Source organism: Isoalcanivorax pacificus W11-5 (assembly GCF_000299335.2).
GTDB classification, from domain to species: domain Bacteria; phylum Pseudomonadota; class Gammaproteobacteria; order Pseudomonadales; family Alcanivoracaceae; genus Isoalcanivorax; species Isoalcanivorax pacificus.
The window spans coordinates 3,629,309-3,648,725 of sequence record NZ_CP004387.1 but is presented as its reverse complement, the minus strand read 5'-3'; the positions used below and the strand labels follow the sequence as shown (position 1 = coordinate 3,648,725).

General features: G+C 63.5%; 17 protein-coding genes and 1 tRNA gene. 7 read left to right on the top strand and 11 right to left on the bottom strand.

The genetic code is table 11. The features are described from left to right. Positions 1 to 181: 181 nt before the first annotated feature. From S7S_RS16370 to purE, 3 genes are all read right to left on the bottom strand, one after another. A complete protein-coding gene (locus S7S_RS16370) occupies positions 182 to 490 on the bottom strand; it encodes a hypothetical protein (RefSeq protein ID WP_008733237.1) in 309 nt (102 codons plus the stop codon). Positions 491 to 786: 296 nt separating this feature from the next. Continuing rightward, on the bottom strand, positions 787 to 1,836 hold the full coding sequence (locus S7S_RS16365; protein WP_052269270.1) for an ATP-grasp domain-containing protein: 1,050 nt from the start codon (positions 1,834 to 1,836) through the stop codon (positions 787 to 789). Then, entirely contained in the window at positions 1,833 to 2,327 is a 495-nt protein-coding gene (gene purE, locus S7S_RS16360) for a 5-(carboxyamino)imidazole ribonucleotide mutase (protein ID WP_041026024.1), read from the bottom strand. Before purE ends, S7S_RS16365 begins: the two co-directional genes overlap by 4 nt. A 571-nt stretch (positions 2,328 to 2,898) precedes the next feature. On the opposite strand from purE, the gene S7S_RS16355 reads away from it, so the two are divergent. Both S7S_RS16355 and S7S_RS16350 read left to right on the top strand, forming a co-directional pair. Next, the gene (locus S7S_RS16355; protein WP_008733242.1) at positions 2,899 to 5,172 is read left to right on the top strand and encodes a hypothetical protein; all 2,274 of its coding nucleotides are present in this window, start codon (positions 2,899 to 2,901) and stop codon (positions 5,170 to 5,172) included. Positions 5,173 to 5,255: 83 nt separating this feature from the next. Continuing rightward, positions 5,256 to 6,332: a hypothetical protein gene (locus tag S7S_RS16350; RefSeq protein WP_008733244.1), complete on the top strand. Its 1,077-nt coding sequence runs from the start codon at positions 5,256 to 5,258 to the stop codon at positions 6,330 to 6,332. Positions 6,333 to 6,335: 3 nt separating this feature from the next. Here the strand turns inward: S7S_RS16350 and S7S_RS16345 are convergent, their stop codons facing one another. From S7S_RS16345 to S7S_RS16325, 5 genes are all read right to left on the bottom strand, one after another. After that, complete coding sequence (locus tag S7S_RS16345) at positions 6,336 to 8,048, bottom strand: bifunctional helix-turn-helix transcriptional regulator/alpha/beta hydrolase (RefSeq protein ID WP_008733246.1); 1,713 nt, start codon at positions 8,046 to 8,048, stop codon at positions 6,336 to 6,338. A gap of 168 nt (positions 8,049 to 8,216) precedes the next feature. Further along, positions 8,217 to 8,426: a hypothetical protein gene (locus S7S_RS16340; RefSeq protein ID WP_008733247.1), complete on the bottom strand. Its 210-nt coding sequence runs from the start codon at positions 8,424 to 8,426 to the stop codon at positions 8,217 to 8,219. Then, on the bottom strand, positions 8,423 to 9,568 hold the full coding sequence (locus S7S_RS16335; protein ID WP_008733250.1) for a PepSY-associated TM helix domain-containing protein: 1,146 nt from the start codon (positions 9,566 to 9,568) through the stop codon (positions 8,423 to 8,425). The genes S7S_RS16340 and S7S_RS16335 overlap by 4 nt, the downstream gene beginning before the upstream one ends. A 51-nt stretch (positions 9,569 to 9,619) precedes the next feature. Then, positions 9,620 to 11,797, bottom strand: a complete 2,178-nt coding sequence (locus S7S_RS16330) for a TonB-dependent receptor (protein WP_035202981.1) — start codon at positions 11,795 to 11,797, stop codon at positions 9,620 to 9,622. Between the two features lie 157 nt (positions 11,798 to 11,954). Further along, positions 11,955 to 13,025, bottom strand: coding sequence for a DUF748 domain-containing protein (locus S7S_RS16325; protein WP_008733252.1), 1,071 nt, complete (start codon positions 13,023 to 13,025; stop codon positions 11,955 to 11,957). 280 nt (positions 13,026 to 13,305) lie between these two features. On the opposite strand from S7S_RS16325, the gene S7S_RS16320 reads away from it, so the two are divergent. The 4 genes from S7S_RS16320 to pdxY all read left to right on the top strand — a co-directional run bounded on the left by S7S_RS16320 (position 13,306) and on the right by pdxY (position 16,289). Continuing rightward, a complete protein-coding gene (locus S7S_RS16320) occupies positions 13,306 to 13,734 on the top strand; it encodes a carboxymuconolactone decarboxylase family protein (protein ID WP_008733253.1) in 429 nt (142 codons plus the stop codon). 1 nt (position 13,735) lies between these two features. After that, positions 13,736 to 14,620, top strand: a complete 885-nt coding sequence (gene sigJ, locus S7S_RS16315) for an RNA polymerase sigma factor SigJ (protein WP_008733254.1) — start codon at positions 13,736 to 13,738, stop codon at positions 14,618 to 14,620. Between the two features lie 261 nt (positions 14,621 to 14,881). After that, entirely contained in the window at positions 14,882 to 15,091 is a 210-nt protein-coding gene (locus tag S7S_RS16310; protein ID WP_008733255.1) for a cold-shock protein, read from the top strand. Between the two features lie 319 nt (positions 15,092 to 15,410). Next, positions 15,411 to 16,289: a pyridoxal kinase PdxY gene (gene pdxY, locus S7S_RS16305; RefSeq protein ID WP_008733256.1), complete on the top strand. Its 879-nt coding sequence runs from the start codon at positions 15,411 to 15,413 to the stop codon at positions 16,287 to 16,289. Positions 16,290 to 16,313: 24 nt separating this feature from the next. Here the strand turns inward: pdxY and def are convergent, their stop codons facing one another. The 3 genes from def to S7S_RS16290 are packed head-to-tail and all read right to left on the bottom strand — an operon-like array spanning position 16,314 to position 18,759. After that, positions 16,314 to 16,844 (bottom strand): peptide deformylase, encoded by a 531-nt coding sequence (gene def / locus S7S_RS16300; protein WP_008733257.1) that lies wholly within the window; start codon positions 16,842 to 16,844, stop codon positions 16,314 to 16,316. Continuing rightward, positions 16,841 to 17,614, bottom strand: a complete 774-nt coding sequence (locus S7S_RS16295) for an amidohydrolase (protein ID WP_008733259.1) — start codon at positions 17,612 to 17,614, stop codon at positions 16,841 to 16,843. The genes def and S7S_RS16295 overlap by 4 nt, the downstream gene beginning before the upstream one ends. Continuing rightward, complete coding sequence (locus S7S_RS16290) at positions 17,611 to 18,759, bottom strand: pyridoxal phosphate-dependent aminotransferase (protein WP_008733260.1); 1,149 nt, start codon at positions 18,757 to 18,759, stop codon at positions 17,611 to 17,613. Before S7S_RS16290 ends, S7S_RS16295 begins: the two co-directional genes overlap by 4 nt. Positions 18,760 to 19,312: 553 nt before the next feature. Between S7S_RS16290 and S7S_RS16285 the strand changes: the two genes are divergently transcribed. Beyond that, positions 19,313 to 19,385 (top strand) — tRNA-Met (locus S7S_RS16285). The last annotated feature ends 32 nt before the right edge of the window (positions 19,386 to 19,417 follow it).

Sequence of the window (19,417 nt, the reverse complement as noted above, 5' to 3'; positions counted from 1 at the left end):
GGTGCGGCAGGTTTACTCCGGGTCCCGCGCGATCACACTGCCGGATCTGTAGGAAGGGGGCCGCCTGTCGGGCGGGCCAGAGACAGAACAGCGTTTGTGCAATGGGCCCATTAATGTCGGGGAAGGTTGAGTGCTGGCGCCTGTGCCCCTCTTCAGACGCACAGGTGCCGCGCCTCTGTTTTCACATCTCCGGACATTCCAGATTCTTGTAGCGTCCCACTTCCAGTGCCTTGCGGCAGGCCATGCCTCGCAGGCCGCCGCCGCAGGCTTCCAGTGCCGCGTTTCGTTCCGTGCAGCGCATCAGCAGATTGGCTGTTTCGTCGAGCGCTTCGTTGCCGGTGCTGACGGTGACGGCCAGTTCGTTGTCCACCGACACCAGGGCGGCCGGTTCCGTGGGTGCCTCAGTGACGGCGGGTTCCGCGCTGTGGGCCAAAGATGTCATGCTCAATAAGCCTGCCAGCAGCAGGTGGTGCCAGAGGGTGCGTTGCATTGCTGTGCTCCTTGCGTGATGGACGCGAATCAGGTTCAGAGTGATGTCGTCCGTGAGCATAGAGCGCTGTGGAGAAATGCATTACCCGGAAACAGGGGGGGGGGCATTCTGTGAGCCGGTGAGGCGGCACGGGCGGACAGGAGGGCCTGAGAGGCTCGACTCGCCCTACGGGAGAGAGTGATGTGCAGATATATTCATGAATGGCGACCAGGGGCACCTGTTTTGGCGGGCCGGCACGATGGTGGCCAGCACGGGCTGATGCACTTCGGTGAGTGCATCAGCCGGCCGATGGTCAGTCAGCTCCTGGCCACATCCCGCCACGCCAGCATCTGCTCTTCCAGCGTGTCCGCATCCTGCGCAATGAAATTCACATGCCCCATCTTGCGGCCCGGGCGCACATCCTTCGCATACCAGTGCACATATCCCGGACGATGCAACCACTCGGTGTCATAGGCCACGCCGAGCAGGTTGAGCATGGCGGCGAAGCCTTTCACTTCGGGAGGCGTCAACGGCAGACCGGTCAATGCACGCAGGTGCATCTCGAACTGGCTGATGCTGGCGCCTTCCTGTGACCAGTGCCCGGAGTTGTGTACGCGCGGGGAAATCTCGTTCACCAGCAGTTCGTCGCCGCAATCGAACAGTTCGATGGCCATGATGCCGTGGTAATCAAGTTTTTCGAGCAGGGCGCGCGCCATGGCTTCGGCCTGGGCCTGATGTTGCGGGTGCAGTTGCTGTGCCGGGGCGCGGGTAACATTCAGGATGCCGTCGCGGTGAATATTCTCCACCAGTGGGTAGAACGCCATTTCGCCACGGCTGCTGCGCGCTGCGAGCAAGGACAGTTCCCGCCGGAAGCCGATGGTGGCCTCAACGATGGTGTCTTCGTCCGCGTCGGGCTGGGCATCGTCTGCGGACAGGAAATGTGTGCCACGGCCATCGTAGCCGCCACGGCGTGCCTTGATGACGACGTTGCCCCATTGCGCGCGTGCCTGGGCCAGTTCGGTGCCCGGCAGCCAGGGCGAGGTGGCAATACCCAGTTCATCCAGCAACTGCTTTTGCGTCAGCCGGTCGGGCAGCACGGCCATGGTGCGGCGAATGGCGGCCTTCGGGGATGCCATCAGCGTGTTGACCAGGGCGTTGTCCGGCATGGTGTCACGCTCGACGGTAATGGCGTCGTAGCGTGCCAGCAGGGCGTCGGTGTCCAGCTGCATGGCCAGGTCCGAGGTGCCGGGAAACAGTTCGCCGGTTTCCGGCGACAGGCGGTCCACGATCACGCCCAGGCGCACGCCGGCTTCCGCCAGCATCATCGATAATTGTCCGGTGCCGAGTACGAGAACGCGTGGTGTCACTGGCTCGCCCCCAACTGGGCATCGGCGAGCACGGCGTCGGCACGTTCCTGTTTGACGCGCTTGATGCGTTCCATCACGTCCGGTTGCTGCGTGGCCAGAATCTGTGCAGCCAGCAGGCCGGCGTTCCAGGCACCGGGGGCGCCGATGGCCAGGGTGCCCACGGCCACGCCGCGCGGCATCTGCACAATGGAATAGAGGCTGTCGACGCCGTTCAGGGCCTGGCTGGTGACGGGCACGCCCAGCACGGGCAGTGGCGTCAGCGATGCGACCATGCCCGGCAGGTGGGCGGCGCCGCCGGCGCCGGCGATGATCACTTTATAGCCCTGGTCGGCGGCGGCTTCGGAGAACTCGACCAGACGCTTCGGGGTCCGGTGCGCGGACACCACTTCGGCGTGCCAGCTGACGCCGAACAGGTCCAGTGCCTCACAGGCCTCCTGCATGATCGTCCAGTCCGAGCGGGACCCCATGATCACGGCAACGTCTTTGGTCATGTCTGTACTCCGTTAAAGCCATATCGCATGGCATTGCAATCAACCTTTCCGATCAGCGGCCTGACTGGAAACGTGAAGCCGGGCGATGCGGGCATCACCGGCCTGGTACCTGATCCTGGGCTTCATCCGTGGCACTGGGGCGGTGCCACGCGCAGGAAGCGTGGAGCCTGAGTGCCTCGTGGCCCGCCACCCGCTTGTCGCATCCGGGAAGGCGGAGCCCGTTCCCCTGCGCGTGCGGGGGGCTAAATGTACCCGATTTCGGGCTGCCTGGCAGCCGCGAGCCGTGGCTGGCGGGCCTGATGGGCCGGCACTCCGGGGCAGGGCGTCAGCCGACCACCGGACGGCTCCGCCGCCGGCTCTCCCGCGCCCGGACTGCGGCGAACCCCGGAGGGTGGCGAGGGTACCATAAGTGTCGCCGGAAATAAGGTGCCCCGCCGCGCTGGCGCGGGGCCTGGCGGGCGCCTACCCAACTGATGGCACCGCATACCCCATATGGGGGATGCGCGCGCACAGCCTCCCTGCAACGATCACTTCCTGATTTGGTTGGGGATACCATTACAAGGAGTTCGCTGTGAAAGCACAGTCTTTGCTTGTCAGTTCATTGGTTGCGCTGTCTGTCGCCCTGTCCGGCTGCGGCGGCGGTGGTGGCGGCAGCAGATCGGGTGGGACGCCGCCGTCGTCCGATATCGAGGGCGCTGCCGTCAAAGGCATTCTGAAGCAGGCCGATGTGGCCCTGTACCAGATCGTCGACGGCATGGTGGCAGACGAGGCCCTGCAGACGACAACCACAGATAATGCCGGCCGCTATAGCCTGGATATTGATTACACCGGCCCGGCGCTCATCACGATTACAGGGAACGCGGACGCCACTATGGTGTGCGATGTACCGGCCGGCTGTGACGATGGCGAGGGTGGCACAGCGGCGTTCGGCGCAGAAGTTCCGTTTGGCATGGATATGACGCTGGAAGCGATGGCGGTGCTGGATGGCGGCGCCGTGTCCATCAACGTCACGCCGCTGACGCACCTGGCGGCAGCGAAAGCGCGCTCGGCCCTGCTGAATGACGTCGCGATCCATCTGGCCAACAGCCATGTCGCCAACCTGTTTGGCGTGACCGGTGAGCTGACGGCGCTGCCGGTGGTGGACATTACCGACGCTGCCGCCCTGGAAGCGGCGAATGCCAATGCGCAAAAAGGCGCCCTGCTGGCGGCGGCCCTGTATGGCGCTGCGCTGGAGGAAGGGCAGACACTGGATGAGCTCGCGACGGCGTTTATCAACACGAGTGGCGGCCAGTTCTATGGTGAGGAAAGCATCAACACCGGCGTTGATCTGGCAGAAATCTATGCCACCGCGCAGGCAGCACTGACCGAGTCCGGCGCGAATCTGGCGGGGGTCTCCACGACGCTGAGTACGGCATTGGCGGCGGCGCAGCAGTTGGGTGAAGAACTCACCCAGGCTGCGCCGTCCGACACCGCAGCACTGGCCAATCTGGCCAAGGCGAAGGCGTTCGTGGGCCAGGTCCGTACGCTGGGCACCTCGTTCATTACGGAAGCGAGCGCCGAGGCATTCGCCGATGAGCTGGGCGCTGCGGGAACCCTGTTGTCTGCCGATGCAGAAATACTGGCGCAGGCGCTGGGATATGCGGTCAACGCCATAGCGGAAGTCCACGCGCAGCGTGCAGACAATGGGGCCCTGACCAGCCCGCAGACGATTGCCTTTGAGATGGCCGAAGTGGAAGTCACTTTCGTTAACGACACCTATACCGTCACCGACGTGAGTGGTGTCGCCGAGGGGCTGGAGGCCGATCTCAGTGCCACGTTTGTGCTGGATTATGACTGCACGGGCAACGCCTGCGTTGACCCGGAGATGCTGTCGGGTGTGGTCTATTCGGAAACCGAAACCACCAACGCGGACTTGCAGATCTCCGGTGTGGTCAGCCTGCCGGCGCTGAAGCTGGAAATTGTTGAAGGGGTGGCCTCCGGCAGCACAGTCTCATCACTGACTGACCAGGAGACGGACACCGGCAACTATGAGTTCGAAGGCACCTCGGAAGAAGACTTTACCGGCGATGCAGAATTCGATCTGACGGTGCGTCTGGTACAGCTGGATGAACAGACCGGTGAAGAACCGGCCGATGGTGTGGTGTTGCAGGGGCAGCTGGGTCTTGAGGTCAGTGGGCTGCACACTACCAGCTATGAAGAGTACGAGAACGCCTGTGATGAAACATCCTGCACCTGGCAGGCCGTGGAAGACGAGACGTTCACCTTCGGCATTGCCGCGCTGACTTTCTCCGGCATGGTGGAAACGGCAAACAATGCACTGAGCCTGAACTTCGCCTTCGAGGCCGACGCGAACGGTTACGTGCTGGAAGAAACCAGCAGCGTGTCTGAAACCTGGTGCAGCGAAGCCCATATGTGCGGCGGCAGTGATTCCGGCTGGGAGCAGATCAGTGAAGAAACCGCCGGCCAGTTCATCGAAGGCAATTTCTCGCTGATCGTCACCGTGGCATTGGCGGGCATCGCCGAGGAAAGCCGCATTGAACTGACTGGCGCCCGGTCGGCACTGACCGCTGGCAACGTGGCGGTGAACATCAGCTACCCGGGCAAGTCGCTCGTTATCAGCGCGCCGCTGACCCTCAACCCGTCGGCAGAAGAGGGTGAAGAAGAAGTGACAACGTCGGGTGTGACCATCACTAACCAGGATGGTGTGGTGGCGGTGTTGCAAGTAGACGCAAGCGGCGACCTGTTTGGCAACATCAAGGTCGGTAGCGCAGTGTACGCCACCATTACCGAGCCGAACCTGATCAAGGTCACCTATGTGGACGGCACGTTCGAAAGCATCCAGTAACAGGCTTTCTGAGACGTGATAGAAATGGCGGCCCCGGCCGCCATTTTTTCATTGTGATGACATGATGAGGGGCGGCCCGCGCGATGTATCCGTGGAGTGTGGTTTTACGCAGTGCGCTGTTCCTGTTGTTGCTCTGCCAGTCCCGGATTGCCGGCTCGGAGATACAGCCTTATGCCTTGCTGTGGGCGGAATCCCATAGCGATGCGTTTCCGGTCCATGATCTGGTCTGGGGCATGGGACGGGATTTCAGGCCCGGTGAACAGCATCTCGGTTTCGGTCGGGCCGAAGCCGGCGTGCGCTACGGCGATGTGAGTGTCGGGGCGCTGTACCGCTATGAGGTGTATGCCCGGAGCTCGCGCAGCGCCAGCGAGCTGATCTGGCGGAGCGAAACAGATCGGGACATTCCTGCCGGCCGCCGCTGGCCGTTGCGGCTGGACATTAACCAGGTGTCGATGCGTGGTGTGGCGTTCGGCTATACCTTTTCCCCCACACCGAGCCTGACGTTGACCTCTCATTTTCAATTATTGAATGCCACGGAGATGATCGACGGGCAGGTCAGCGGCGGTATTGATACCTACGAGGAGGACTATCAGGGGCAGGCGCACCTGAGCTATTTCTATACACGTGATGCACTCTGGGACCGGCCTACGAAACGTCGCCGTGGTCGGGGGGCCGCGCTTGATCTGCATGCGCTATGGCAAATCAACCCGCAGCATCGTTTGCGCTTGCGTCTGCTGGATGGTCTCAACGGGATTTACTGGCGCGACATGTATTACACGACGGCCGATCTGACCAGCGACCGGGTGGCCTACGATGACGACGGGCAACTCAATGTGCGTGCGGCCATGACCGGCTACGAAGGCAACCGGCACTACTGGCAGCGGCTGCCGGTGAAAGCCTTCCTGCACTGGCAGGGTACGCTGGCGGAGCGCTACACGCTGGGCGCCGAGCTGGTCTGGATAGACCGTTATCGGGACGTGCGGCTGTACTACTACCCGGCGCGTTGGCCGGGGCTGCATTTTTCCGCCACCCGGCACGGCAGTGTGGGGCTCGGGTATCGTGCCGGCAGGTTGAGCACGGCGTTGCAGATGGACGATACGCCTCACCAGGCCAGGGCGATTTCGCTCAGTGTTTCCTGGCAGACAACGCTGGGGTTATGAAGCTCATGCCGAGGCGGGAAGGGAGTGCGTATTGCGTATCCCCGGCGTTGCCTGCGGCAGCGCCAGCAGTTCTGTCAGGAAATCCTGCCATACCTGATAAATCAGGAAGCGGCCCTGCCCCGGCAAGGCGCGGAACTGCGCGCCGGGAATGTCCCTGGCCAGTGCACGTGCGCCGCCGAGGGAGATCACCCGGTCATCTTCACCGTGCCACATGAGCACGGGCACACTGATCCGTCCCAGGTCCACCCCCCAGGATTGTTGCAGGCGCAGATATTCGTCAATGATGATGCGGGCTCCCTGAAAATGACTCTGGCGCATGCGGTGGATCAGACGCGCCAGCAGGTCGGGGTCGTTGAGTACCTGCTGATCACTCGGGCACAACGATTGCGCCAGCCGGCCGAAGTATTTTTCCGGAGCGCGTTGCACGCCGCGCAGGGCCAGCCGGCCCACCAGTACGAACAGGCGCGGGTCCTTGCGGAACAAGCGCAGGAACATGGCATGGATACGGTCCAGCTTGTCGAGTTCGAAGTGCTCAATGGGCACGGTGGTGGCGAGCAGGCCGAGCCTGTCGAACAGACCCGGCTCCAGTGCGGCGGCGCACAAAGCGTAGGGGCCGCCACCGCAATAGGCGGCCATGGGTGGCCGGCACAGGTTGAGGTGTTCGCACAGTGCGCGCAGGTCCGGCCCCAGGTCGCGAAATTCCATGCCGCGCCGCGCGGTGGACAACCCGTAGCCGGGCCGTATCACCAGAATGACCCGCAGCCCCTGCTGCCGGTACCAGTCTTCGAACAGGGTGTGGTCGGGCACGGCGCCGCCCAGGTTATCCAGCGTCAGCAGCGGACGGCCTTTCGGGTCGCCGTATTCATACCAGCTCAGTACCCGGCCATCCGGGAGTGTCATGGTGTATTCGTTGCCCGGCTGCGCCTGGTCCGGCTGGGCGGCCTGCACCAGCGCGTGCCCCATCGCCTGGCTGACCAGTTGCACCTGGCTGGACGCGTTCAGTTTCGACATGGTGGATTTGAGCTGGCTGCGCGCGGTGTGCACGCTGATGGATAGCAGGTCAGCACTTTGTTGCAGGTTGCCGAGCTTGCACAGCAGGTGCAGCAGCCGTGATTCGGCCTGGGTGATATGGAACACCGACTGGAGCATTTCCGGTGACGGCATCACCACACGGTGGCCGGAGAGCATCCAGACAATGGTGCGGATGCGGGCCACCGGGCCCGGCGCATCGGATTTTTCCACCGGCAGGCAGAGCAGGGTGAGGGTGTCGCGGGCAGAATTCAGCAACTGTATCTGCCGGCCACCTTCCATGGTGTTGACGCGCCTGAGCGCGCGGCGCAGTTCACTGTCGCTGAAGCGCAACTGGCCATCTGCGAGCAGCTGCACCGGGCCGTCGGCCAGTGCCCGCTGGGCGGCGGGGTTGTATTCCAGCACCTGCATCTGGTCATCCAGCATCAGCATGGGCCAGGGCATCTGGTGATACATGCTGTTGAGCATGCGGCTGCGGTCTTCCAGCGCATGAATATAGGCGCTGTTGCGCACAGCGCGTTCCAGGTGGCTGATCAACTGGTCCACGTTGCCGTCGGGCGCAGTGGTGTCCGGCTGGTCGCCGGCCCAGCCGGCGATGGTATCGAGCAGATCCACCCAGTCGCCGGGCATCAGCGAGGTGTCATAGATCTTTCCGATCAGCGCATCGTGGTGACTCTTGCCGGACACAATCTGCTCCAGAGGGTCGGGGCCGCAGTATGCCGCCGGACACCGGGTGCCAGGTAGCGTCGCGGCACCCGGACACCCGGCGACAGGCGCATTATCCCGCCAATGGCTGTGTGAGTGACAGCCGCCTGTCGATATGTGGGGTGAGCGCCCGGGATGCGTCGCAGGGCCTTAACGTTCCGGGCGGCCCGGTTTGCACGCCATTGCCCAGCATACCAGCCCCACCGGCACCGCCAGTCCGATCCAGGCAATGACGTTCAGCGGCCCGTCGCCGAGCAGGGCGGCCACCAGGCCGACCAGGCTGGCGAGGGCGGTGACCAGGGGCAAGGCAAAGATCTGCCAGAACGTATTGGAGCGCCGTGCGCGCGGAGACGGGGTCATGGTTGCTCCGGAGCAGGGTGCAGTGCGGCGGGTTGCCGGGTGTCCCGTGGCGCCGCGCGGCGGCGGACGACCCACAGATACAGGCCGGTCACCAGCACCACGATGGTCAATACATCAAGGATCGCCCAGAGGATTTTCAGCGGCAGCCCGCCGTAATCGCCGAAGTGCAGCGGGCCGGACAGCGCCAGTGCCTTGTTGTACCAGGGCATCTCGCGCATGTCGGCGAACGCGCCGGTGCGGGCATCCACCAGTGCCGGGGTAATGATGTGCGAGGTCAGCGGCGTATTGCCGTGCAGGAAAATCGCGTAGTGGTAGTCGGTGGACCAGCTGCCGCCCGGGAAGGCCACGAACTGCAGTGTCATGTCCGGTGCGGCGTCGACGGCCTGCGCGACGGCGTGATCCAGTGACGCCATCTCGGCTGGCGTGGGGATGGCGCTGCCTTCGTAGCCGGCGGTCAGGTCCGCCAGGGATTGATTGCGCCAGGCATCGACGATGGGATTGGCCAGGGTATTCACCACGCCGGTGAGGCCCACCACCAGCAGCCAGGCCACAGTCACGATGCCGAGCAGGTTGTGGTAGTCGAGCCATTTCAGGCGCCGTGAGCGATGGGTGCGCAAGGTGCCGAAATCCAGTTTGCGCATAAAGGGCGCATAAAGCACCACGCCGGACACGATGGCGGCCACCAGCAACAGCCCCATGGCGCCGAGGAACAGCATGCCCGGCAGGCCGAGGAACATGTCGGTATGCAGTTGCAGCAGAAAATGCATTACGCCGCCGTCGTCGTGGGCCGGTACCAGCGCGCCGCTGGTGCGGTCGAAGGAGGCGAAGTGCATGTCGTCTGATGCTGCGTCCGGTGTCGGACCGCTGGTGACATTCACTACCGGGCGGTCAGTGTCGAAACTCATGAACAGCGGCACGTCGCCGGGCCGGTTGGCGTAGGCGGCGGCCAGTATCGCGTCGAGCGACAGCATCGGCCCGTCCGGGTTGGCCGGTTGCCAGGCGTGGTCATCCAGCAGCGCTTCGATCTCGTCGTGAAATATCAGCGGCAGGCCGGTGAGGCACAGCATCAGCATAAAGGCGGTGCAGATGAGACTGGTCCAGGTGTGGACGGCGGACCAGAGGCGCAGTGTGTTCTGTTTCATAGTCGAGACTGCCTGGGCGCCCCGGTGGCCGGGGCGCTTGGGTTTGTCGGGTCAGAAATCGAAAGTGGCGGAGAGCAGCAGCGTACGTGGTGCGCCGACGGTCAGGTAGCCCGCACCGGGGAAGCCGCCGACAGACGCCCAGTAGTCTTCGCCGGTGACATTTTCCACGCGACCGCGCAGTGTCAGCAAGGTGCCGTTGGCCAGCGGGACCAGATAGCGTGCGCCGAGGTCCAGGCGTGTCCAGGCGTCCACTTTTTGTTGATTGCCGGCATCGGCGTATTGCGAGCTGGTGTAGATGACACGGCCGTCGAAGGTGACGTCCTGCCACTGGGGCACGCGATATTCCAGATTGACGTTGGCCTGGGTTTCCGGGGAGCCGATGGCCTTGTCGCCATCCACATCGGCGTCGAGGAAGCTGATGCCGCCGAGGACGGTCATGGTCGGAGTGATCTGGCCGTAGGCCATCAGTTCCAGGCCGGTGTTTTCCTGGTGATCAAGGATTTCGTAGACACTGTTGCCATTGAGGCCCGCAACCGGTTTGCGGCTGTGATATACGGAGACGCTGCCGCCGAGCGTGCCGCCGTCGTATTTCAGGCCCACTTCGCTTTGTTTGGTTTTATACGGTTCCAGTTTTTCGCCGGCATTGCTGACCGGCTGCGTGCCGACCAGCGCCGGTGCTGATTCGCCTCTCTGCAGCCCTTCAATGTAGTTCGCGTAGACAGAAATACCCGGCGTGAATTTGTAGAGCACACCCAGGCTCGGTGTGACGGCATGATCTTCATAATTGGCAGAGCGTGCGCCGACGCCGTAGGTATAGCTTCTGTCGAGCAGTTCCTGGTAGCGGGCGCCAAGGGTTACGAGCAGGCGATCGTCGAGCATGGAAAGCTGGTCAGAGAGTGCGGCACTTTGCATGCGGGTCCGAAGCGTTCGCTTTGGATCGTCAAGGTCGCCACCGGTGAAAGCAGTCGGTGCTGGCGGCGCGATGTAGGTGGGGCGATAGATATTGCCTGTCACGCCGCCTGAGGACATCGCATAGGCATTGTTTGCTTCAACTTCGAAGGTGGCGCCAGAGAGGCTGAGTGTATGGCCGATAGTGCCTGTCTTGAAGTGAACTCGCACGCCTGTTTCACCGGTCAGGACGGTATCCTCACGAGTATTGTCGAAACGGCTGGCGGAATAGTCACCGTTGATATTGCTGACAGTCGGGTTGGCAAAAATGGCGGCTTCATCACTGGTCCGCGCACCGAACGCCGCCCAGCCGGTCACGTTACTGGCAAAGTCATACTCCGCACGCAACGTGCCGAAAAGATCTTCAGAGTCGGAATAGGTCCATGACTGCCCGATGGACTTGGTTGCATCCGGTGCATCCGGAATCGGCACGCCGCCGGCGATGGTAATGTTCGGCTGCCCGCCGTCCACACGATGATCCTGATAGCCGAGGTCAGCCGACACGCGCAGCGCGTCGCCCCGGTAATCCACCCCGATATGCGCCATCGACAGTTCCGAGGATTCGCCATCAATGGCCATGTCGCCACTGCGCCGCGCGGCGTTCACGCGAATGCCGAAGCGGCCATCGTCCGTGCGCCGGGCGATATCGGCCGCAGCATGCCCGTGGCCGCCGGTCTGGCCGCCGACGGTCAGTTGCGTCAGGGGATCGTTGGGTGCCCGTTTGGGGACAATGTTCACCGCGCCGCCCAGGCCGCTGCCGCCGGGTGCGGCGCCTTTCAGGAAGGTGTTGGCGCCCCGGAAGACCTGCACCCGCTCAATGAATGACGAGGACAGGTACTGGCGTGGCAGCAGGCCGTACAGGCCGTTGTAGGTCATGTCGTCGGAAAACACCGGCAGGCCGCGCACGATATACACCTGCTGGTAGTTACCAAAGCCACGGGCTACGCGCACCGCCGGATCATTCAGCAGGATCTCGCCGACGCTGGCGGCCTGCTGGTCCTCGATCAGCAGTTCGGTATAGCTGGTGAAGCTGTACGGGGTGTCCATCACCGCCTGGGTGCCGAGAATGCCGACCTGCCCGCCCTCGGCCACCTGCCCGCCGGCATAGGGCTGGCTCAGGCCGCCCCGGGAGGCGTCCGCGCTGGACTGCACCTCGACGGTCTCCAGCAGGTAGGCGCCGTCGCTGGACTGCTGTGGCGTCTGTGCCAGGGCAGGAGAGAAGACGGTGGCCGAGCAAATAGCGAAGGAAAGAGCAGAAAGCCGGAAGTGGGTCGTTACCATGAGAGGCCCCGTGACGGTTGGGATGGGCTGATCGCTGGGGCGGTACTATAACAATAATGATAATGGTTTTCATTGCCTGTCTTGCTGAAAAGGCCGCCGGCGGGTGTGGCGTGCCGGGGCCTGGTCATGCGCAGGCCGACTGCCCGGCAGGGCCGTGCTATCGGTCTTGTCCGGTCTGCTCTTCAAACCAGGGTTTATAAGCCTCAACAAACGCATTACGCAGAATGGCACTGATCGCCCGCAGCCGACTCACTTCGGTATCGTCCAGTGAGCCTTCAATGGGCACGCGGGTGGCGAACTGTTGCTCGGGCTGGTTCCGGAAAAGCGTGGTGAGGCCGCCTACCAGTGCTTCCCAGCCGGCACTCAGCAGCGACTGATCGTCATCTTCAACATCCTGTTCCCACGAAAAGATATCCATGTCATGGAAAAGTGGCTTGGCATAGCCGCTCAGTGCCCGCTCCTGGGCGGTCAGCTCCATCACGAAATCGCCCTGGCCGCTGACGAAATCGAAGCGGCCGTAGGCGGCCGCGATGTCGTTCAGTGAGGTCAGGTCCAGATCGGTAATGCGCAGTTGCAAGTCGAAATTGTCCAGTGCACCAAACGGGTCCAGCTGCACCCGGGCTTCCACGGGAGTGTTGCCCTCCAGCAGGCCCTCGGCGGTCAGGGTCGCCACACGTGTGCCCTCGGCATCGCGGGTATTGCGCAGGTTGAGAATTTCCCCGTCCAGGCTGTGGATGGCGACGTCCACCGGCGGGTCGCTGAAAAAGTTTTGAAAATGAACGCGACCGTTTTCGATACCGAGCTCGTCAATGCGCATGGGCACCAGTTGTTCCAGCCGTGTTCGCCAGTCTACTCCTTCCCCGGACTGGCCGGCGGCCTGGTCTCCGCCGTCAACGAAATTCAGCCGTGGCGAGACAAAGTGCACGCGTGCCACCACAGCGCCGCGCCACAGGGCGGGCCAACTGATCTGAAGCGCTGTCTCTGGCGCTTCGAAGAACGGCACCGGAATGTCGGCGTCGGTGCGGGTAATGATCAGGCCGTTGATCCGGTAGGCGCCGCGCCACAGCGCAAGATCGATGTCTTCGATATGGCCGTGGTAGTTGCCCATGTCCTGCAGGCGGCTGTTGAGGTAGTCCCGGATGAAAAGCGGCAGCAACAGATGCGCCACCAGCAACAATGGCGCCAGCGTGCTGACCACGATGAGGACGGTCCGGTGACGACGTGGCATGGCGGGGATCTCCCTGGTATCAAGTCCTGTGCGGGCGGCCGTGGCGCAACTCGCCGTGTTGCTATGATCGACCATCGGGGTAGCGGGCATTTCCGGCGCCGGCGGTCGGGGCGTGTTTTTTTCGAGCCGGCTCACACTGAAAATCACCCGGCGGTGACACCGGGGCGCGGGCAGGGGGGCAGAACGGCGGGTGCCGCCCTCGCTTTTATTCAGGTGGCCATGTCACAGACCGGGGGGCTGGATCGTCACAGGGGTAGACAGCCACTTACGGAGAGCCCCAATGACCAGCCAGCCCGTCAACCACTTCCAGACCCTCCCCGATGTCATCGATGCCCTGACCCGGGTCCATGGCGCCATCGATACACACGGCCTGGCGCGCCCGCTCCACCATCTGGTGCAATTGCGCGCCTCCCAGCTGAATGCCTGTGCCTTCTGCGTGAAGATGCATGTCCGGGAGGCGCGGGAGGATGGCGAGACCAGCGAACGGCTGGACCGCCTGGTGGTGTGGGAGCATGTCAGCGACTTTTCGCCGCCTGAGCGGGCGGCGCTGGCCTGGACCGAGGCACTGACTGTGCTGGACCGGAAGACAGATTACGGAGCCTTGCGCGCAGCGCTGCGCGAGCATTTCAGTGACGCGGAAATCAGCGCGTTGACGGCGACGGTGGCCATGATCAATCTGTGGAACCGTATCCAGGTGTCGGGACACTGACATGATTGAGCCGGACGACATGGCGCTGTTCGAGCAGCAGCGCGGTTTCCTGACCGGGCTGGCCTACCGGGTGCTCGGCTCGGTCGCTGAAGCCGAGGACGCGGTGCAGGACACCTTTCTCAAATGGAGCCAGGCCGACCGGCGGGCCATTGCCAACCCCGCTGCCTGGCTGACCACGGCCTGTACGCGCCGCAGCATCGACATGCTGCGCGCTGCGCATCAGGCGCGGGTCGATTACGTCGGTGCCTGGTTGCCCGAACCGATCCAGACGGTGACGGAGGAGGCCCCTGAGGCGGCGCTGGAGCTGGCGTCCTCGCTGTCGACGGCATTTCTGCTGCTGCTTGAGCGGCTCACCCCCCGGGAGCGGGCGGCGTACCTGTTGTACGAGGTCTTCGGGCAGCCCTACGACGAGGTGGCGCTGGCGCTGGGTGTCCAAGAGGCGGCCTGCCGCAAGCTGGTGTCGCGCGCACGGCAGCATATCGGCGGTGGCGATATTCGCAGCAGGGTACCGCCGGCACGTCAGCAGGCACTGCTGTCGGCGTTCCAGGACGCGGTGGCCACAGGGGATACGGGCCCGCTTGCGCTGCTGATGGCGGACGACATTGAATTGAGAACCGACGGGGGCGGCAAGGTGCAGGCGTTGCTTGAACCGTTGTCTGGCAAGGCCCGGGTGCTGGCGTTTATCGCCGACAGGCTCAACCCCTACTGGCAGGCTTACCGGTGGCACCGCACCCGGATCAATGGGGGCGACGGTGCGCTGCTGCTCGATGCCGGGCGTATCGTGGCCTCGGTGAGCTTCGCTTGTGACGGGGCGGGCCGTGCGACGGGGATTTTCATCATGCGCAACCCGGACAAGCTGGCGCGGCTGGCGGTGCCCGGCGTGTGATCCTGCGTCAGGCGCAGGCTGCAGCTGAGCGAAAAAGGCGATGCCACAACCTGTGCCCGCGCGATGCCGATGAAATACGTTGACTCCTGGCTCACAACAGCGGACACTGGCTGCCAGCTTGAACGTATGCCATCTTATGAAGCCCGCTTCGATGCCCTCTCGGTAGTTCTTAGTCTCGTAATTCATAAGTAATAGCCCCGCTCCAGCGTTGAACGTCCCGATTTCGGGGCACGTTACTCCATGTATTACAGGAACGATATTATGTCTGGCACAGTCACCGGCACCGTCAAATGGTTCAATGAATCCAAAGGCTTCGGCTTCATCGAGCAACAAGGTGGCCCGGATGTGTTCGCGCATTTCAGTGCGATCACCGGCACCGGCTTCAAAACCCTGACCGAAGGTCAGAGCGTGAGCTTCACCATCACGCAGGGTCAGAAAGGCCCGCAAGCCGAGAACATTGTCCCGCTCTGAAAAGACGGGCAACAGCCATCCTGAACTGACGGGTGGCTGCTAAAAAAGGGAGGCACGTGTAAACGTGGCCTCCCTTTTTTTGTGCGTGAAACGCGTGTCAGGTGCTGCTACCAGCCGGCGGCCTGGATGGCCAGGGCGGCGCCGGCTGGTGGATGCGTGGCCGCTGATCAGTAGCCGATAAACGCCAGAAGGACACCGCGCGGGCGATGAAGGGCTTCCGATAAAAGCGTGGCAGGCGCCTGCGGCCCAGAGGATGCGCCGCCATGTGCATAACAGCTATGCTGAAAGCCGATTTCCTGTTGCGGAGTTGCCGTGCCTGATGTGTGATGCCGTGCCGTCCCTGGTGTTGTCTGTTCAGTCCCATGTTGCACTGGGCCATGTCGGTAATGCGGCGGCGGTGTTTCCGCTGCAGCGCCTGGGGTTCGAGGTGTTGCCGGTCAACACGGTGCAGTTTTCCAACCACACCGGCTATGGCCAGTTTCGCGGCATGGTGTTTGGGGCCGCGCATATCCGCGATGTGCTGCTGGGGCTGCGCGAACGCGGAGTGCTGTCGCGCGTGGCGGCGGTGCTGTCGGGCTATCTGGGTGACGCCGGCACGGGCGAGGTGATTCTTGAAGCGGTGGACGATATCCGGCGGGGCAATCCGGCGGTGCGTTACCTGTGTGACCCGGTCATGGGCGACGTGGGGCGCGGTGTGTTCGTCAATGCGGCGATTCCGGATTTTCTGCGCAATCAGGCGATACCGTTCGCCGATATCATCACGCCGAACCAGTTTGAATTCGAGTTGCTGACGGACAGCCCGCTGAACAGCATCGGGCAGGCGGTGCGTGCTGCGCGGCAGATGCGCGGGCGCGGGCCGGATGTGGTGGTGATCACCAGCCTGGCGACACCGGATATGCCGGCAGACATGCTGGGCACGCTGGCCGTGGATGGTCACGGCGCCTGGCTGGTGACGACGCCTCGCCTGGCGCGTCATCCGCTGCCCAATGGCATGGGCGATGTGTTTTCCGCGACGTTGCTGGGGCGTTTGCTGGCGGGGCTGGCATTGCCCGAGGCGCTGGAGATGACCACCGCCACGCTCTATGCGCTGGTGCAGGCCACGCCCGAAGGGTCGCGGGATCTGCCGCTGGTCAGTGCGCAGCAGCAGATCGTTGCGCCGGGGCAGCGTTATCAGGCGGTGGCGCTGGCGGACGGGTGAGCCATTGCCGGCCGCAGGGTGGGCTCAGTCGTCGGGCAGATCCTGGCCGGGAAACAGCACATCCCTGAAGCCGAACTGGCTCAGGTCCCGAATCCGTTGCGGATAGAGAATGCCATCCAGGTGATCGCATTCGTGCTGCACGACGCGCGCATGGAAACCGTCCACAGAGCGTTCAATACGTTGTCCGAACTGATCGTACCCGTGGTACCGCAACCGCGTGATGCGTGGCACCAGCCCGCGCATGCCGGGCACGGACAGGCAGCCTTCCCAGTCTGAGTGCTGCTCGGCAGTCAGCGGTTCCAGCACCGGGTTCACCAGCACCGTGCGTGGCACGGGCGGTGCCTCCGGGTAGCGCGGGTTGTGCGCCATACCGAAAATCACCACGCGCAGGTTCACGCCGATCTGCGGCGCCGCCAGGCCGGCGCCGTTGGCAGCGGCCATGGTGTCAAACATATCGGCCACCAGGCGGTGCAATGCCGGGGTGTCGAACGCCGTGACCGGCTCGGCCACGCGGCGCAGGCGCGCATCCCCCATGCGCAGGATCGGATGAATCATGGCGTGATGGTGAAGCGGTCGGCGTCGCGCCAGGCGGGGAAGCGCTCGCGATATTGTTGCAGGGCGCTGGCAGACAGCGTGGTGTGGAACACACCGTCTTCGCTTTCTGCGTCCAGCAGTGTCTCGCCCTGGAAATCACACACCACCGAATCGCCGCTGTGCGGCACGCCCTTGCCGTCGTCGCCGATGCGGTTGACGCCGACGCTGTAGCACAGGTTCTCGATGCCGCGCGCGGCCAGCAGGCGCAGCCAGTGCAGGCGGCGTGGGGCGGGCCAGTTGGCAACATACAGCAGCAGGTCGGTGTCCGTGGCACGGCTCCAGACGGGAAAGCGCAGGTCGTAGCAGATCAGCGGACGAATACGCCAGCCGCGCCACATCAGTGACAGGGGCTCGCTGCCGGCGGCGTAGTGTTCGTGCTCACCGGCCATGCGGAACAAATGGCGCTTGTCGTAATGCAGCACAATGCCGTCCGGCTGGGCCCAGTACAGGCGGTTCACATACTGGCCATCGCTGTTGCGCACGATCACGCTGCCGGTAACGGCGGCATCCAGGGCGCGTGCCTGGGCCAGCAGCCAGTCACGGGTCGGGCCGTCGGCGGCTTCCCACAGCCGCTCCGGCGCCATGGAAAAGCCGGTGGTAAACATCTCCGGCAGGATCACCACATCGGCACCCTGCGCGGCGGGCAGCAGCGCATCGAAATCGCTCAGGTTGGCCGTGCGGTCTTCCCAGTGCAGGGTGGTCTGCACCAGTGCCAGCGTCAGATCATTCATAGCGCACATAACCTCTCGGCAGCCTGTTGCAGGGTCAGGTCCTGTTTGGCGAAGCAGAAGCGTACCAGGCGCAGGTCCTTCGGCGGTTCGCGGTAGAACACGGAAATCGGGATGGCCGCTACGCCGGCTTCGCGGGTCAACCATTCGGCCATCGCCACATCGTCCAGATCGTCGCGGATGGCGCTGTAGTCCGCAAGCTGGAAGTAGGTGCCGGGTGCCGGCACGCAGCGCAGCTTCGACGGTTGCAGCAACTGGCAGAACAGGTCGCGCTTGGCCTGGTAGAAGTGTGGCAGCTCATCCAGGTGCTCAGGATGCGCGGCCATGAAATCGGCCAGCGCGTGTTGCAGCGGTGTCACACCGCAGAAGTTGACGTACTGGTGCACCTTGCGCAGTTCGTCGGTCAGTGCTGGCGGCGCGGCCACGTAACCGGTTTTCCAGCCGGTGACGTGGTAGGTCTTGCCGAATGAACTGACCACAAAGGCGCGCTGGTACAGCGCATCATGGGCAAGCACGCTGGCATGCAGCTGGCCGTCGTAGACCAGGTGTTCGTAGACCTCATCGGAGAGCAGCCAGGCGTCGTGGCCGCGCAGCAGGGCGGCGAGCTGGTCCAGGTCGGCACGGGAGATCAGCGCGCCGCTGGGATTGTGCGGCGAGTTGATGATCAGCAGTCGGGTACGCGGCGAGAACGCCGCCTGCAGACGCTGCCAGTCGATCGAGAAATCCGGTTGCTGCAACGGCACATGCACGCACCGGCCGCCGGCCAGGTGCACCGAGGGTGCGTAGCTGTCGTAGCTGGGGTCGAGCAGGATCACCTCGTCGCCGGGCTGCACCACCGCCTGGATGGCACAGAAGATGGCTTCCGTGGCGCCGGGCACGATGGTGACTTCGCGCTGGCTGTCGAGCTGCCGGCCATAGCGCCGGGCAATCTTGTGTGCCACCTGTTCGCGCAGGGAGGCGATGCCGGTCATCGGCGCGTACTGGTTCTGCCCGTCGCGCAGGTGCCGCATCGCTGCGTCCAGCAGCGCGGCCGGTGGCGCGAAGTCGGGAAAGCCCTGTGACAGGTTGATGGCGCCGGTTTCCTGTGCCAGTTGCGTCATGCGGGTAAAGATGGTGATGCCCAGGTCGGGCAGTTTGCTGCGGAGCATGGGACCGGGTCCTGGCTGGTGGAAGACCTGGCGAGGTTGCCTGTTTTGCCCGAGCGCATCAAGAGTGGTGGTGGATGATCGGCATGGGCGACGGTGCGGACGGAAAAATATCAAACTGCTGTTTGAAAATAATCGGCGTTTTATGGTTGACAATGTGAGTGCCGGGCGTATTCTTGCCGCCCTGATTTTTACCGGCACAGTGATCAATACATTATGCAAAGACACACGGTGATCAAGAACAGCCAGCCACGCTGCATCGACAGCGTTGTGCGGCGTTGCGCCATGAACGAGGTGGCGGTACAGCGTTAAGCGTGCGTCTTTCAGTCGGGAAGGCGCTGCCTTCCCGGTTGCATTGGAAAAAGCCCGGAAGGCAAAACCTTCCGGGCTTTTTTTGTTTGCGCGGCATGCGCACACAGATGCCGGAATAGAGCGTGAGCGCTATTCCGCAAACAGGTTCGACGTTGTCGATGACGAACAGCGGCGCTGGTTCTGCACCAGCCTGGCGCGGCGGCCCGTGGCTGGCCGTGTACCGGTCGTCATTGCAGCGCGAACAGGCTATCTAGCTCAGCCGGGTAGAGCAGCAGGCCATGCCTGCGGGTCACGGGTTCGAGTCCCGTGATAGCACCTGCTACAGCACGTAGCGAGCGGGAAGGCCGGA